The organism is Burkholderia gladioli, from assembly GCF_000959725.1.
GTDB classification, from domain to species: domain Bacteria; phylum Pseudomonadota; class Gammaproteobacteria; order Burkholderiales; family Burkholderiaceae; genus Burkholderia; species Burkholderia gladioli.
Genome location: NZ_CP009322.1, coordinates 650,383 through 665,255 on the forward strand (window position 1 = coordinate 650,383; position 14,873 = coordinate 665,255).

Annotated in this window: 13 protein-coding genes; 10 read left to right on the top strand and 3 right to left on the bottom strand. The window is 67.2% G+C overall.

The window, feature by feature from the left end:
* Positions 1-22 precede the first annotated feature (22 nt).
* Genes BM43_RS03695 through BM43_RS03710 form a run of 4 tightly spaced genes read left to right on the top strand, consistent with a single transcriptional unit; the run spans position 23 to position 3,914 of the window.
* Positions 23-1,144 (top strand): hypothetical protein, encoded by a 1,122-nt coding sequence (locus tag BM43_RS03695; RefSeq protein WP_036056815.1) that lies wholly within the window; start codon positions 23-25, stop codon positions 1,142-1,144.
* A 3-nt stretch (positions 1,145-1,147) separates the two neighbouring features.
* On the top strand, positions 1,148-3,124 hold the full coding sequence (locus tag BM43_RS03700) for a glucosaminidase domain-containing protein (RefSeq protein WP_036056813.1): 1,977 nt from the start codon (positions 1,148-1,150) through the stop codon (positions 3,122-3,124).
* Positions 3,125-3,175: 51 nt separating this feature from the next.
* Positions 3,176-3,652, top strand: coding sequence for a hypothetical protein (locus tag BM43_RS03705; RefSeq protein ID WP_230676449.1), 477 nt, complete (start codon positions 3,176-3,178; stop codon positions 3,650-3,652).
* A 10-nt stretch (positions 3,653-3,662) separates the two neighbouring features.
* On the top strand, positions 3,663-3,914 hold the full coding sequence (locus BM43_RS03710) for a PAAR domain-containing protein (protein ID WP_036056811.1): 252 nt from the start codon (positions 3,663-3,665) through the stop codon (positions 3,912-3,914).
* Between the two features lie 161 nt (positions 3,915-4,075).
* Here the strand turns inward: BM43_RS03710 and BM43_RS03715 are convergent, their stop codons facing one another.
* The gene (locus tag BM43_RS03715; RefSeq protein WP_042286016.1) at positions 4,076-4,873 is read right to left on the bottom strand and encodes a class I SAM-dependent methyltransferase; all 798 of its coding nucleotides are present in this window, start codon (positions 4,871-4,873) and stop codon (positions 4,076-4,078) included.
* A gap of 282 nt (positions 4,874-5,155) precedes the next feature.
* Between BM43_RS03715 and BM43_RS03720 the strand changes: the two genes are divergently transcribed.
* From BM43_RS03720 to BM43_RS03730, 3 genes are all read left to right on the top strand, one after another.
* The gene (locus BM43_RS03720; RefSeq protein WP_036056810.1) at positions 5,156-5,572 is read left to right on the top strand and encodes a YybH family protein; all 417 of its coding nucleotides are present in this window, start codon (positions 5,156-5,158) and stop codon (positions 5,570-5,572) included.
* A gap of 119 nt (positions 5,573-5,691) precedes the next feature.
* On the top strand, positions 5,692-7,158 hold the full coding sequence (locus BM43_RS03725) for a purine-cytosine permease family protein (RefSeq protein ID WP_036056809.1): 1,467 nt from the start codon (positions 5,692-5,694) through the stop codon (positions 7,156-7,158).
* 327 nt (positions 7,159-7,485) lie between these two features.
* Positions 7,486-8,622: a porin gene (locus tag BM43_RS03730; RefSeq protein WP_036056808.1), complete on the top strand. Its 1,137-nt coding sequence runs from the start codon at positions 7,486-7,488 to the stop codon at positions 8,620-8,622.
* Between the two features lie 763 nt (positions 8,623-9,385).
* Here the strand turns inward: BM43_RS03730 and BM43_RS37425 are convergent.
* Positions 9,386-10,060 carry a TetR/AcrR family transcriptional regulator gene (locus tag BM43_RS37425; protein ID WP_080742186.1) on the bottom strand — a complete coding sequence of 225 codons (675 nt, stop codon included), beginning with the start codon at positions 10,058-10,060 and terminating at the stop codon, positions 9,386-9,388.
* 75 nt (positions 10,061-10,135) lie between these two features.
* Here BM43_RS37425 and BM43_RS41250 point away from each other — a divergent pair, with 75 nt between their 5' ends.
* The 3 genes from BM43_RS41250 to BM43_RS03755 all read left to right on the top strand — a co-directional run bounded on the left by BM43_RS41250 (position 10,136) and on the right by BM43_RS03755 (position 13,458).
* Positions 10,136-10,969, top strand: coding sequence for a GNAT family N-acetyltransferase (locus tag BM43_RS41250; RefSeq protein WP_155296532.1), 834 nt, complete (start codon positions 10,136-10,138; stop codon positions 10,967-10,969).
* Between the two features lie 525 nt (positions 10,970-11,494).
* Positions 11,495-12,133, top strand: a complete 639-nt coding sequence (locus tag BM43_RS03750; protein ID WP_036056806.1) for a glutathione S-transferase family protein — start codon at positions 11,495-11,497, stop codon at positions 12,131-12,133.
* 212 nt (positions 12,134-12,345) lie between these two features.
* Positions 12,346-13,458, top strand: a complete 1,113-nt coding sequence (locus BM43_RS03755; protein ID WP_036056805.1) for an alkene reductase — start codon at positions 12,346-12,348, stop codon at positions 13,456-13,458.
* A 267-nt stretch (positions 13,459-13,725) separates the two neighbouring features.
* Here the strand turns inward: BM43_RS03755 and BM43_RS03760 are convergent, their stop codons facing one another.
* A complete protein-coding gene (locus BM43_RS03760) occupies positions 13,726-14,838 on the bottom strand; it encodes a LacI family DNA-binding transcriptional regulator (RefSeq protein ID WP_226284489.1) in 1,113 nt (370 codons plus the stop codon).
* Positions 14,839-14,873 lie beyond the last annotated feature (35 nt).

Here is a 14,873-nt window from a genome sequence, read left to right on the forward strand (position 1 = left end):
CCAGAGACAGGGCAAGAGGCAGATGAAATTCGATCGCAAGATGGTGCAGTGGATGGCGGCCGCGTTGGCCGGTGCATGTCTGCAGGTGACAGGCGCGAACGCGCAGGCGCTGAACCTGCCGCTCGGCACGCCCGACGGGTTCTCGGCTTCGTCGATCAGGGACGTCGGGCAGGGCCGCTATTGCATCAGCGGCCGTGTGTACGACGACGCGGGGCCGAGCAACACGGCGATGGCCGTGCTGGTGGACGCCCGGCACCGCACCGTGCTGTGGAAGACCTCGATCCCGCATCCGCGCGACTACGTCGGCAATTCGGCCGTGGCCTGCGCGGCGAGCGGAGACGCCTACTATGTCGTCACGCAGCAGGACACCCAGGCCTCGGAGGCGCAGAAGCAAACGCGCGTCGTCGTCAGCCGCATCTCGAGTGCCGGCAGGATCGAGCAGCAGCAGACCATCGAGGCCGGCTTCGACGAATGGTTCTACGGCCTCGACGTGAGCGCGGCCGGCGTGGCCGTGGCCGGCGGCACCAGCGCGACCGCTCAGCGCAACGGGCCGTTCGGTACCTTCGTGGCGCGCTTCGATCCGAACCTCGGCGCGCCGAAGCTCGGCAAGCTCGACAGCGGTGCGTTCTGGGTCGGCAGCAGCGCGCGGATCGACGCGCAGCACCTGCTCGTGGCCGGGCAGTTCATGCCGAACGCCGGCGCCGGCCGCGACGCGATCGCCGCCTCGCGAATCGACCTGGGCAGCGGCAAGTACCAATGGTCCGCCTACCCGCTGCCCGACAATACCCGCTCGGCGCGCGCGTGGCTGTCGCCCGAGGGCGGCGTGGCCGTGGTCGGCCTCACGCCCACGGAGATCGCGGTGGCCACGCTCGATCGCAACGGCAAGCCCGGCGTGTCCTTTGCCGGCAAGAAGACGCTCTGCACCATCGAGGCCGTGTCGATGGCGGGCAGCACGCTCCAGGCGATCGGCCGCGCCTGCGACGGCGCCGGGAACACCTCGCTGGTGTCGATCGACCTGAATGCGCGCACCCTGGGCGCGCCGCGTTCGCTCGGCGGCAAGCTCGAGGCGGCCGGCTTCGACGGCGGCGACTGGGTCGGCGTGAGCCAGGGCCACGGCGCAGTGCTGCAACGCGGTGGGGAATGAGCCATGACAGCCGAGAAGAAGACCTATACCTACGACGACGAGATCCAGTTCATCAAGAACCTGTACTGCCCCGCGCGGCAGGTCGCCGACGAAACCGGCTGCTCGTGGCAACTGATCCTGGCCCAGGCCGCGCAGGAAACCGGCTGGGGCGAACACGTGCTGGCGGGCACCCACAACATCTTCAATATCAAGGCCGATCCGTCCTGGCACGGTGAGTCCAAGACCTTCACCGTGTGGGAGAAGGTCAACGGCAGGAAGGTGTGGGTGACCGCGCCGTTCCGCGTCTACGACTCCGTGCTCGACAGCCTGCGCGATCGCCAGAAGTTCCTCGCCTCGAACCCTCGCTACACGCGGGCCGGGTTGTTCGATCCCGGCACCAAGGGCGATCTCGGCAGGGAGGCGCAGGCGCTGCAGAGCGCCGGCTACGCGACCGACGAGAGCTACGCGGCCAGCCTGCAGAAGGTGTTCGACGGCAAGACCATGAAGCGCGCGATCGCCGCCGCGCAAAAGGAGGGCTGCAAGGGCTGCCTGCCGTCGGTGAACGTGTATGTGCTCGACGCGGCCAAGGTGCCGATGGCCGACACGAAAATCAAGGCGAGCCAGGCGGGCAAGACGGCCGATCTCGTTACCGACAAGACCGGGCACGTGCAGGTGCAGGCCGCGATCTCGGGCGGACCGGTGTCGCTGCAGGCCTGGTCGGAGCACGACCATACCTGGGTGAGCATCGAGCAGAAGGTGATGCCGGCCACGCCGCCCGTGGCGCTGACGGTGATCGCGCCGACGCTGGTGGTGAAATCGGCCACCGAACTGCACAAGCCGGTGGCGGCGCCTACCGCGAGCGCGGCAGCGGGCGCCGCCGCTGGTTCCGCCGCCGCGGCCTCGGCGCCGCCGGCGAGTGCCGGCCACCCACTGGCAGCCGCCAAGCCGGCCGCCGCGACGAGCAGCGGCCATGCCACCGCGGCCGGCCCGGCGCCGGCGCCGAGCCACGCGCCTGCCTCCGGCAATGGCGCTCAAGCGGCTCACGTCGCCGCCGAGTCCTATACCGTGCAGCGCGGCGATTCGCTCAGCAAGATCGCCAAGGCGCACGGCACCAGCTATCAGACGATCGCTCACCTGAACGGCATCGCGTCTCCGTATTTCCTGTTCCCGGGGCAGGTGCTGAAGATGCCGAAGAAAAGCACGGGGGGCGCGGCGTCGGCACCGGCCGGTGCCGCGCCCGCACCCGCGGCCGTGCCGGCTTCGCACGCGCCTGTCCCCGCCGCCGCGCCTGCGGCCAAGCCGGCCGCGCCCGCATCCGCAACCGCGCCGAAAGCCACCGAGCCCGCGGCGGCGCCTGCCGCCTCGCATGCCGGCCCGGCGGCCTCGGCCGCCAAGCCGAAGCCCGGCGCGGACGTGCACGCGGTGCGTTATCGCGACACCGGCGACAAGCCGCAGACCGAAGTGCTGAGCGCGCGTCACGCGCCATGGATGGCGGTGGCCGAGGTGGAATTCCAGGCGCATGTGAGGCGGCGCGGCGGCGCGAACCCCGACCAGCACATCGAGGAGTATTTCAGCGCCACCTCCCTGGGCAAGCAGAAGTCGGATAAGCTGGCCTACTGCGCGGCTTTCGTGAACTGGTGCCTGCAGCGTGCCGGTTACAAGGGCAACAACAACGCGGGCGCGGCTAACCTGGCCAACTGGGGCCGCCCCACCAAGGGCAACAAGCCTGCCTACGGCGCGGTGGCCATCGTGCACTTCCCGGAAGGCGGTCATCACGTCACCTTCGTGGCCGGCCGGGCCACGTCGCCGCCCCATCCCCTGTCGATCGCCACCCTCGGCGGCAACCAGGGCCACGCCCACGAGGTCAGCCACAGCCGGCTGCCCGCGAGCTGGGTCACGCACTACCGGTTCCCGTCCGATTACGTGGAGCGCGACGAGGATTACGATCTGCAACTGGTGGCCACCGACAACGCGCGCATGAGCGCGGCCTCGACGCATTGAATACCGAGGGCCGCGTCGAGCGCGGCTCCCACGACAAGGCAACAGAGACTGATGATGAAAGTGAAAGCAGCACGCATGCTGGCGGCATCGACCGCCGTCGCGGCCGTATCGATGTCCGCCCAGGCCCAGCTCAGTACCACGCTGAGTTCGCCCGCCTCGAAGGACCAGCCCTACCAGGCCACGATTACCGTGGCCGACACGGGCAAGCCCGTCGATGGCAGGAAGGTCGTGGCCTATCACCTGGTGCTGAGCTCGAAGACCTGCCATTCCGATCTCTCCGGCACCGCGAGCTTCTTCTCGAAGACCGACAGCGGCGGCGACGATTCGGCCTTCCTGCCGAACGGCTATGCCACCAAGATCAACATGTTCAAGGGCAGCGACGGCAACGGCCAGGTTGAACTGGTGATGGACATCGAGTCGAAGCACCCGCGGCTGGTCGATTTCACGCTGACCGGTGCGCCCGCGACGCCGGGCGGCTGCGTGCCGAAGGACGGCATCGGCATCGAGTTCTACGGCGCGTCGAAGTAAGGCCGCCGCCATGATCGACTTCATCCGTCTCGGCGACACGCTCGAACACGGCGGCCAGGTGCTCGCCGCTTCGCAGACGATGAACTTCGACGGGAAGGCCGTGGCGCGCAAGGGCGACAAGGTCGACTGCCGGAAGCATCCCGGCACCAGCACGAACGTGATCGAGGAAGGCGACGCGACGATGACGGACGGCGGCATTCCGATCGCCCGGCACGGGCATCGCGCAAGCTGCGGCTGCAAACTGATCTCGAGCCTGGTGTAGCCGCTTCGAGATTGGACGCGACGGGGGCTTTCGAGGCGATGGCGCAGGCGCAATGGCTTGCCGCGCGTAAAAGAACTAAAAAAAGTCGACTCGAGCTGTCGATCACGCGAGAGCGCGAACCTTCCTGAATCGTCGTCGATGCGCGAGCGGGGCGCTGCCGCTCAGCTCGCGAGCTCCGCCCCGAAGAAGCGCGCCGCCCAGATCGGCGGCGCCCCGCGATAGAGCAAATGCAGCCCCTCGTCGAACGACACCGCCTTCAGCCCGTGCAACGCGGCCAGCGTGCCGAGCGCGGTGCCCGAATACAGCGAGATATGCCCGTTGCGCGGCATGCAGTACCACCACATGCCGATCCCGCCGTCGATCGGCCCTTCCGGAACCAGCAAGGTGCTCAGCAGGATCGCGCCGTCGCCGTCGAGATAGGACAGCAGCGTCTCGATCAGCGCATGCGGCTCGGGATGATGCTCGAACACCTCGAAGGCGAGCACGTTCCGGAAGCTGGCCGGCGCCGGCGCGGCCTGCGTTCCGTCCGCATAGGGATCGTAGGACGCCACCTGCCCGAAGCCGCGCGCGGCCAGTTCGCGCTCGAGCTGGCCGAGCCCCGAGCCGAAATCGAGGCTCACCTGGCCGGCCATCTCCGGAAAGCGGCTGGCGATCAGCTCGGCGTTGGCGCGGGCCCGGTCGCCGCGATAGTCGGGATCCTGGCGCGGGTAGTCGTCGTTGTAGACGTGCTCGGCGAAATCCGCCGGGCTCCAGTCGTCGAAGGCGCGCGTGAAGGTGAAGCGGCAGCGCTCGCAGCCGTGGTAGTAGATCGGCACACCCGCGTAAGGATCGAGCTTGCGCCCGGCGATCCGGTCGGCGCCGCCCACCGAGAAATCGACCACGCCGCACAGGCGGCTCGGGCCGCCGCAGCATTTGCAGGTGGTTTCGGGCTCGGCGACACGCAGGCGCTGGAGCGGCATGGCAGGTTCGTGGTGGGGGGCAGCCGCCATCATGCCAAGTTTCGGCGGCGCGTGCACTTCCGTCGATCGGCACGCATGCGAGCCGGGCCGGCCGGCCCACGAGCGGCGCCGGCACGGGCGGGCATTCCCGGATGGACGCCGCCGCCGGCAGGCGGCGATGCGGCCCGGCGGCATACATCGACCGACCCCGATGTAAACATCGACACGTTGATATGGGTGCCGCTTTTTTGACTCACTACGATCGGCCCCAATCCATCGATACACATGCAAGGGGACGACCCGATGAATCCGACCGAGCAGCAGGTGCTGGCCGCCGCCGATGTCCTGATCGACGCCTTCGCGCGCCACGATCGCGAGGCCTATTTCGCCGCCTTCGCCCCCGAGGCGAGCTTCGTGTTCCATCACGTTGACACGCCGCTGCGCTCGCGCGAGGCCTATGAGCGCCGCTGGCGCGAGTGGGAGCGCGACGACGGCTTCACGGTGCTGGGCTGCGAGTCGCGCGAGCGCGCGGTGCAGCTGGTGGGCGAGGGCACGGCGATCTTCACGCACGCGGTGCGCACCCGGCTGCGGACCCGTGCCGGCGAGGACCAGCTCGACGAGCGCGAGACCATCGTGTTCGCGCGCGCCGGCCGGCACTGGCTGGCGATCCACGAGCATCTTTCGCCGGCCCCGGCCCCGGCCCCGGCCCCGGCCGCCTGAGCGGCGCGGCGGCAGCGACACGCATCACCGCGCCGCGCATCGGCGCGCCGCCGTCGAACCGGGCGGCCAGCGCGATGCCGGCGGCGGGCAGCATCAGGACAACTGACCAAGGACCCCACATGGAACATCCAGGCACGACGGCAGCGGACCTCGGCGGCGCGGCAGCGCAGGCCCAGTCGCGCTTCTCCGCGATCGAGACGCGCTCGATCGACTATGTGCCCGACAGCGAGCGGCACGGCAAGGTGATCGACCAGGGGCCGTTCTGGTTCCTCGGGAATTTCCAGTTCTTCACCATCGCGATCGGTTTCGTCGGCCCGGGCATGGGCCTGTCGCTGGGCTACACGATCCTGTCGGGCACGCTCGGCATCCTGTTCGGCACGCTGTTCATGGCCTTCCATGCCTCGCAGGGCGCGCACCTGGGCCTGCCGCAGATGATCCAGTCGCGCGCGCAATTCGGCTATCGCGGCGTGGTGGTGGTGCTGCTGGCCACCGCCTTCACCTTCATCGCCTTCAACGTGGTGGACGTGGTGCTGATGGCCAGCGGCCTGCATGCGATCTTCGGCTGGTCGCCCACCGCGATCACGCTGGTTACCGCGCTGTTCGCGCTGTTCCTGGCCGTCTACGGCCACGACTGGCTGCACCGCGCCTTCAAGTGGATGCTCTACGCGAGCCTGCCGCTGTACCTGGTGCTGAGCGCCGCGATCCTGCTCGGCGGCGTGCCGCCCAAGGCCGCCGCGCACGCGGGCGGCTTCAGCCTGGTGGCCTTCGCCTCGCAGTTCGCGGCCAGCGCCAGCTACAACATCACCTACGCGCCCTACGTATCCGACTACTCGCGCTACCTGCCGCGCCATACGCGGCCCCGCGCGATCATCGCGGCGGTGTTCGCGGGCGCCGCATCGTCGGCGATCTGGCTGATCGCGCTGGGTGCCTGGCTGGCGTCGCGGCTCGGCGCCTCCGATGGCCTGATCGCGCTGAACGAGGCCGGCAACGCGATCTTCCACGGCTTCGGCGCGCTGATCTCGATCATGTCGATCGGGGCGATGGTCGCCACCATGGGCCTCAACAACTACAGCGCGATGCTCACGCTGATCACCGGCGCCGATTCGTTCCGCGCCGTGAAGCCCACGCGCACCATCCGCATCGTCACCCTGCTGCTGCTGTCGGCGGTGTGGGTGGCGATCTCGATGATGCTGAGCGGCAACTCGATCGACATCCTGTTCGCCGCGCTGACCATGATGCTCTACCTGCTCGCGCCGTGGACGGCGGTCAACCTGGTCGACTACTTCTTCGTGCGCCGCGGCCACTACGCCATCACGCACCTGTTCACGGCCGAGGGCATCTATGGCGCCTGGGGCCTGCGCGGGCTGCTGTCCTACGCGATCGGCTTGCTCGCCTCGGTGCCGTTCTTCGTGCTGCCGGGCGTCTATACCGGCCCGCTCGCGGCGCGCCTGGGCGGCGTCGACATCGCCTGGGCGATCGGGCTGGCGGTGGCGACGCTGGCCTACCTGCTGCCGTGGCGCCGCATCGACACGCGCGCCGAGGCCGAGGCGATCCGCGACAGCGACGCCGCGCTGGGCCTGCACTGAAGCCTCGACGGCGAGCCTGCCGCGCGGTTTCGCGTATGCGTCGCCGATCGGAGGAAATCCGCCATCGTCGTTGACCGGCCATGCGCCGGTCATGACAATCGATTCGCGCCATCCCGGGCGGATCGTTCCCGGCCGCGCCGTCGTGCCCGAGGCACGGCGGCGTGCGCCGCAAATCCATCTCGTCGAACGCAGCGTTTCGCATGCGAGCCTTTCCAGGCATCACGGCGGAACCCTGCGCGCCGCAACGGGTCGGTCGATAGCGGGGCAGTGTGTTGCCCGCGACGAAAACGATGACCCACGATTCATCGAAACAGGGAGAAACACGAAATGCAGAAGAGGGCTCTGGCGGCATTCGCCTGCCTGGTCGCGTCCTGTGGCGCGCACGCGCAAAGCAGCGTCACCTTGTTCGGCGTGCTCGACGAAGGCATCAACTACACCAGCAACGCGGGCGGTCATTCGGCCTGGCAGCAGACCAGCGTCGACCTGGTCACCAGCCGCTGGGGCATCAAGGGCAACGAGGACCTGGGCGGCGGATTGCACGCGATCTTCGATCTCGAGAGCGGCTTCCAGGTGGACAGCGGCCGCATCTACTACGGCGATCGCGTGTTCGGCTACCAGTCCTACGTCGGCCTGCAATCGGAGCGTTTCGGCACGATCACCTTCGGGCGCCAGTTCGATACGGTGGCCGACACCATCGCGCCGCTGACGGCCAACGGCAACTGGGCCGGCTACCTGTTCTCGCATCCGTTCGACAACGACAATACCGATGCCTCGTTCCATGCCAACAACTCGGTCAAGTTCACCAGCGCCAGCTATCACGGGCTGACGGCCACCGCGCTCTACGGCTTCGGCAACCAGGCCGGCAACTTCGCGAAGAATCGCGCGATCGGCGCGGGCCTGACCTATGCCTGGAACACGCTGACGGTGGGCGCCGTCTACGAGGATCTCGGCGCGCCCGGCACCACCACGGGCGGCAGCGTCGCGCCCGACGACATGGACTTCATCGCGAACAACCAGAAGATCTACGGGATCGGTGCCAACTACGGGATCGGGCCGGCCACGCTGGGGCTGGTCTACACGCATGTGGTGGTGCAGCAGCCCACCGCCTCGCTGTACGCGGGCGCGTTCGCCTCGCCGGTGTCGCGGCTGCGCTTCGACAATATCGAGGCGAATGCCAAGGTCTATGTGCGGCCCGACCTGTTCGTCGGCGCGATGTATACCTATTCGCGCGCGCAGCTCGGCACGGGCAGCGGCGAGAACTCGCTGCACTGGAACCAGGTAGGGCTGATGGCGCAGTACTCGCTGTCCAAGCGCACCGGCATCTATTCGCAGGTGGCGTACCAGAAGAGCAGCGGCGGGAATACCGGCACGCCGCTGGAGGATGCGTTCGTGCTCGGCTCGGCGGGGCAGTCGTCGAACTCGCATCAGGTCGTGGCGCGCGTGGGGATCACGCATTCGTTCTGAGGGCATGCTTGCCGATGAGGCGCCGCGCAAGCGACGCTTCGCGACCCCGGGGCGCCATGAGTTTGCGTCGCGGTGCCGTCTGTCGGCATTCCGCCTCGGTTCCCGTCAGCTAACTGCATTCGCGACGATCCCGTTCGGGCTTCGCGAAGCGACAGCCGACGATCCGTGAGAAGACGTTTTCGATGCGCGTTCAATCGTGATGCAGCGTCTCGATGACAAGTTGGCGAAGCCAACGGATCCCCTCGTCATTGTCGAAGTTACGGTGCCAATGAACGGTTGATTCAATGTCAGGTATTTCAGCCGGCATCGGATAGATAGAAAACCGGCCCGTTTCATTGAACATGAGTGCCGCGCCTTTATGGAGTGTCACCATCCAGTCCGTACGCTCGAGGATCCGCGGAACCACCGTGGCCGCTGGTTGTCATGTTCACATGCAGGCATTCCAGGAATTTTTGCCGTGGCGACTTCCGGACCGGTAGGTGCGGGCACATCACCCGTGATCCAGGTCGCGGCCGACGCAGGAGGACTCGGCGACATTGCGCTGCAAGCAATTCGCCGGTGACCCCGGCGTAGCGTGGTTGCGCGACACGATCCACATGATGTTCAGCCGGACCGACGGCTGATGCGCCTTGGTTCGCTGGACCGGGCAGCTTATCGTCGACATCCCGGCCATGATTCAGGGCGATCCGGGAGGTCGGTATCGAGTACGACGCTCCTGATCTCGAGCCGGAAAGCTCAAGAATCGCCAAGCTGGTCGACACCGTTAGTCACCGGCTTGCCGCGCCGCCACCTGCGCCGCCAGCGCACCAAACAATACGTCGAGACTGAGCTCGAAGTTGGCCTCCAGGCGTTCCACGGCCAGATGCGGCGCGATGGCCCGTACATGCGGATAGGCGATGCGCTCGGGCGCATGCTCGAGCAACAGCGTCGTCGCATCGTCGACCTGCTCGCGACTGGCCACCTCGGCCATCCCGGCGCCGCAGACATAACCGCCGATCAGCCGGAACCAGAAGGCGGATTCCTTTGCGCTCAGACCCAGTTCGGCGAATGCCGCGAGCACTTGCTCGTAAAGCGCGAACGCGAAATCGGTATTGAAACGCCGGCTGGCCAGCAGGATGAAGGCGCGCGGATGCGCAATGGCGACCGCACGCTGGTTGCGCATGAATTCGCGCAAGCGCTTTAGCGGCGGCAAAGAGGCATTCAGTTGCTGGCCAACCAGCAGTTGCTCCATGACGGCGTCGAGTAATTCGCCCTTGCCCTTGAAGTGATGGTAGATCGCCATGGCCTCCACGCCCAGCCGAGCTCCGAGCCGCCGCATCGAGCAACCGTCCAGCCCTTCGTCGTCGATCAGCGCCAGCGCGGCCTGCGCGATGCGCTCGCGGGTCAGGGGTTCGCGCGGCGTCTCCTTCTGCGCCACGCCTTTTGTGCTTCGTGCCATGCCTCTCCTTTACACCGTAAATTTCGCATGATAATTTCTGCGCCATCGTAACTTACAGTGTAAGGAAAGGCCATCGTGAATGCTTTCCCGACTCCCCGAGAAATGGCCGCTCTCGCCGATCAGGCCGAAGCCCTGGCCTGGTCCGATTTCATCGCCGCCGCACCGGAAACCCTGAAAACCGAGCTGGGCCTCAGCGTCGAGCAGGTGGGCGACGCCACCCTGCTGATCGGCCCCGGCACGCCACTGACCTATTTCAACCGGGTGATCGGCCTTGGCATGCGGGGCGAGGCCACCGCGAACCAGGTTGACCGGATTGTCGAGCGCTATCGTCGCGCCGGCAGCCCCGCGTGGCTCCTGCTCTGGAGCGATCTGGCCCGGCCCGCGACGATGCCCCCGATGCTGGCTGACCGGGGCTTCACGTATCCGGCAGCAAGCAGCTGGGTCAAGTTATACAGGGACGCGCAAGCGCCCGCGCCGGTCGCGAGTGAACTCGCAATCGTCGAAGCCTCGGCCGACCAGGCCGTCGAGCTCGCGCGTGTCGTGGTCGGCGTGTTCGGCATGCCTGCCTTTGTCGGCGAATGGTTGGTGCGAGTGCGGGGCAGGACCGGTTGGAAACTGTATGCGGTGCTCGACGGCGAGCGCGTAGTCGGTGGGGGCTGCCTGTTCGTATCGGGCGAACAGGCCTGGTTGGGCTGGGGAGCGATAGCGGAATCGCACCGCCGCCGTGGTGGCCAAAGCGCCCTGATCGCACGCCGCATCGAGGATGCCATCGCCTCGGGTGCCCGTCATCTGTTCGCCGAAACGGGCGAACCCGCAGAAGGCAGCCGCAACGCCTCGCTCGACAACATGCTGCGAAATGGATTTTCCCGAGTCATATCGCGTCAGAATGTCGTGGGACCGACATTCTGACCTGGCGTAGCGTGTGCCGATTCCTGGCGCGGTCCAGGGCGAGGGTTGCTCGATGTCTTGCATGGTCGAGACGAGGCGCGCACGCCTTCGGCGTGCGCTAACCCGCACGCCGCCCGACACCGTGACGGCGGCTTCCGTGCCGTCCGTGTGGCCGAACGCCCATGAATCGCCGCCGCTGCGCATCGCATGCACGACCGCCTGATGCCGGCCGAGCTCGGCCGGCGTCGGACGCACGCCGTGCTCGACGAAGTACGTCTTCGATCCGGCCACCAGCCGTCGTCCGCTCACCACACGACGTGCCCTCAGACTCGCAACCGCCCCGACAGCCCACCGCTGATTCGCGTACCGAACGTTCCGCGCGCTCCGCGCCTTCGATAGCGATGCGTGATCCGCAGCTTCCGCGAGCGGCGCGTGAATGCGCTTATGCTCGCGCGGAATAGGTCTTATCTCCGCCATGGTGCTTCCGAGGCACAGGCCGATCGACGAAAGTGAGGGCATTCCAGTCACGTATCCAGGAGTCACTTCATGTACCAGGTCTACGCGTTTGCCACGCCGAATTCCGTCAAGGTTCCGATCGCGCTCGAAGAGCTCGGTTTGCAATATGAACTGCATTCGGTCAACGTCAGGAAAGGCGAACAGAAGCACCCGGATTTCATCGCACTGAACCCGAACGGCAAGGTGCCGGTGCTCCGTGATGGTGAGCGGGGCTTCACGCTGAGTGAGTCGGCGGCGATCCTGGTTTATCTCGCCGAGCGTCATGGTGTGCTGCTGGCCGAGGATCCGCTGACGCGCGCCCGGACTTTCGAGCAACTGTTCGCGCATGCTTCCGGTCTCGGCCCGGCATTCGGGCAGGCCGGGTATTTTCTGCGCTTCGCGCCCGCGGAATCCCCCGGGCATGCGCTGGACCGCTTCGCGCAGGAAGCCCGACGTCAGCTTGGCCTTCTGGATGCGTTACTGGCCGGCCGCACGTTCGTGGCGGGGGAAGACTTTTCGATCGCCGACATCGCCCATTTCGGATGGATCTGGCGACGGACCTTTCCGGACCTGACGCTGGACACGGCACCGAACGTGCAGCGCTGGTACGACGCCGTGGCAAGCCGCCCGGCGGTGGAGCGAGCCATCGGCAGGATCGAGGCGCTCGCCGAAGGCAGGCAACCGGCATGACACGGACGCTGTCGAGATACCGTCCTCTCATCGCGCTCGCCGTGCTGTCGAGCGCGGCAAGGATGGTCAGTAGCCGCTCGTCGTCGACGCCGGCAGCGGCGCCCTTGTCGAGCGCGGCCGTGAGTGCGGAGCTTGCCCGGATGGTGGGCTTTGGCATGGTCTAGATGACGCCCAGTATTCGATCCACCACCTATCACCCACTAGTGAACGATATGAACAGACTTTTCAGCCGCATCAACGTCGGTCCTCTCGAACTCGACCACCGCGTCGTTCTCGCGCCCCTGACGCGGATGCGCACCGAAGAAGGCAACATACCCGGTGATCTGATGGTCGACTACTACACGCAGCGTGCGTCCCGCGGCGGGTTGCTGATTAGCGATGCGACCGCTGTTTCGCCGCTTGGCATCGCTTACGTCGACGCACCGGGGATCTATACGGAAGCCCAGATGCGCGGATGGCAGCGTGTGGTCGACGCCGTGCACGCCAGGGGGGCGCGCATCTTCCTCCAGATGTGGCACGCGGGTCGTCAGGCGCATCCGGCCAACACGGGTGGCCTGACGCCGGTTGCGCCGTCGGCACTGCGCTCGCTCGAACATGCGGCTATCCGTGACGCGAACGGAAGTATCGTCGAAGCGGAATTGGTCGTGCCGCGCGTGCTCGAGATCGATGAGATCGAGGCGATTGTCGAGCAGTTCCGTCGCGGCGCCGAACTTGCCTTGCAGGCGGGATTCGACGGCGTGGAACTGCACGGTGCGAACGGCTACCTGTTCGAGCAGTTCCTGCTGGACGGTACCAACCAGCGCACGGATCGATACGGCGGCCCGATCCCGAACCGCGCACGTTTTCTGTTCGACACGCTGGATGCCGTGGCATCCGTGTGGGGACCGGGTCGAGTGGCGCTTCGCCTGTCGCCTAGCGGAACTTATGGAACGATGTCCGACAGTGATCCGTATGCAACGTTCGGCTACGTGGCTCGCCGTCTCAACGATTACGATCTTGCGTACCTGCATTTGATCGAACCGCGTATTCGCGGCATCGTCGAACAGGCGACGCGCGAGACCGACGTGACGTCGAAGGACATCCGCCAAATCTATCGGGGGACCATTATCGCGGCGGGCGGCTTCACGGGCGCCAGCGCGGAACAGATCATTGCTGACGGGCATGCGGATCTCGTGGCCTTCGGCCGGATGTTCATTTCCAATCCCGATCTGCCGTACCGCCTGCGCCAGGGCAGGCCGCTCGCACCCTATGACCGATCGACGTTCTATGGTGGAGACGGACGAGGGTATACCGACTATGCGCGGGATTCGCAGACGATTGCGTGACGGAGCGTGTCAATCGCTGGTGTTCCCTATCTCAGGAAACGGTCGCAAGGGCGCCCGGCGCTCATTCGCCTGCCTGGAGGTGTAGAGGTGGTCAGGCGTCTCGCCATGAAGTCTCGGACGGCAGCCCAGCCGGCTGCGGAGTCCGGCAAACTGCTGATTCGCTTCGCGCGCCGATTTGATCGTCATGCCGCTTGGTTCGTGCCGGCCGCCGCCGTGATCGGCATCGCGATGCGTGGATGGCTGGCGTGGGCAGGCGCCGACCTCGCACTAGCTGTCGCGGCAAGGCCCCGTCGACTCGCGCACCCTCAAGACCGCCGGCACCGCATGCCCGTGCCGCCGCGGTTTGCCATCCAGCGCATCCAGCAGATGCCGCGCCGCAACCACGCCGATCTCGCGCGTATCCACGTGCATGGTGGTCAGCGGCGGCCGCGCCTCGCTCGCGATCGCCAAATCGTCGAAGCCGGTCACGGACAACTGCCCGGGCACGGCGATCCCCAGCGCTTCCGCTTCCCGCAGCACGCCCAGCGCGATATGGTCGTTGCCGCAGATGATCGCGCTCGGCCGCGATCCCGCTTGCTGCCAGATCGAGCGCAGGGCGCGCCGGCCGAAATCGAGCGTGGCTTCTCCCTCGAGCAGATGCTCGGGGCGCACCGCCAGGCCGCGACGCGCAAGCGCCGCGCTGATGCCCGCGAGCCGGGCCTGAACGCGGTCGTTGCCGTGGGTCGACTGGAGGCAGACCGCGAAAGCGCGATGGCCGAGCCCGATCAGGTGCTCGGTGATCTCGCGATAGGCGGCATGGTTGTCGAAGCCGATGCAGTCGTGCGGGCTGCCCTCGCGCCAGGCGTACAGCACCACATAGGGTACCCGCCAGACGCGCAGCGCATCGAACAGCGCCGGTGGATGCGCCTCGCCCACCACCGCGATCGCTTCCACGCCGCGCGCGAGCATGGCATGGACCTGCGACAGCGCCTCGTTCGGGTCGTAGTTCGAGCAGCCGAGAAACAAGGTGATGCCGCGCGCGGCGAAGCTGGCCTGCATGCCGCTGACCTGCGAGGCGAACACCTGATCGTCGAGCGTGGGGATGACGATGCCGGCGATATGGCTGCGGGTGGAGGCCAGCGCCCGCCCGGCCGCATTGGGGAACCAGTTCAGTTCCAGCGCGGCCTGCTCGACGCGCGCGCGCACCTGCTCCGATACCTTGCCGGGTTCGTTGTAGACGCGCGAGACCGTGGCGGTGGACACCCCGGCGCGCTTCGCCACGTCGGACAGCACCGCGCGCCCGCTGCCGCGGCGCGCGCGCGCGCCGCTCGAGCGCTGTACCGGCGACGGTTCTCCGTCTTCAGGGGCCGGGGTGGAGGCGTAATCGGAGGAACGGGGCATCGACAGTCGGTTTCGTGCAGGCGGTTCGCCATCTT

Excerpts from the sequence above, each read along its gene's own strand:
- BM43_RS03695 (WP_036056815.1), top strand. The coding sequence starts at position 23 with ATGAAATTCGATCGCAAGATGGTGCAGTGGATGGCGGCCGCGTTGGCC.
- BM43_RS03700 (WP_036056813.1), top strand. The coding sequence starts at position 1,148 with ATGACAGCCGAGAAGAAGACCTATACCTACGACGACGAGATCCAGTTC.
- BM43_RS03705 (WP_230676449.1), top strand. The coding sequence starts at position 3,176 with ATGATGAAAGTGAAAGCAGCACGCATGCTGGCGGCATCGACCGCCGTC.
- BM43_RS03710 (WP_036056811.1), top strand. The coding sequence starts at position 3,663 with ATGATCGACTTCATCCGTCTCGGCGACACGCTCGAACACGGCGGCCAG.
- BM43_RS03715 (WP_042286016.1), bottom strand. The coding sequence starts at position 4,873 with ATGCCGCTCCAGCGCCTGCGTGTCGCCGAGCCCGAAACCACCTGCAAA.
- BM43_RS03720 (WP_036056810.1), top strand. The coding sequence starts at position 5,156 with ATGAATCCGACCGAGCAGCAGGTGCTGGCCGCCGCCGATGTCCTGATC.
- BM43_RS03725 (WP_036056809.1), top strand. The coding sequence starts at position 5,692 with ATGGAACATCCAGGCACGACGGCAGCGGACCTCGGCGGCGCGGCAGCG.
- BM43_RS03730 (WP_036056808.1), top strand. The coding sequence starts at position 7,486 with ATGCAGAAGAGGGCTCTGGCGGCATTCGCCTGCCTGGTCGCGTCCTGT.
- BM43_RS37425 (WP_080742186.1), bottom strand. The coding sequence starts at position 10,060 with ATGGCACGAAGCACAAAAGGCGTGGCGCAGAAGGAGACGCCGCGCGAA.
- BM43_RS03750 (WP_036056806.1), top strand. The coding sequence starts at position 11,495 with ATGTACCAGGTCTACGCGTTTGCCACGCCGAATTCCGTCAAGGTTCCG.
- BM43_RS03755 (WP_036056805.1), top strand. The coding sequence starts at position 12,346 with ATGAACAGACTTTTCAGCCGCATCAACGTCGGTCCTCTCGAACTCGAC.
- BM43_RS03760 (WP_226284489.1), bottom strand. The coding sequence starts at position 14,838 with ATGCCCCGTTCCTCCGATTACGCCTCCACCCCGGCCCCTGAAGACGGA.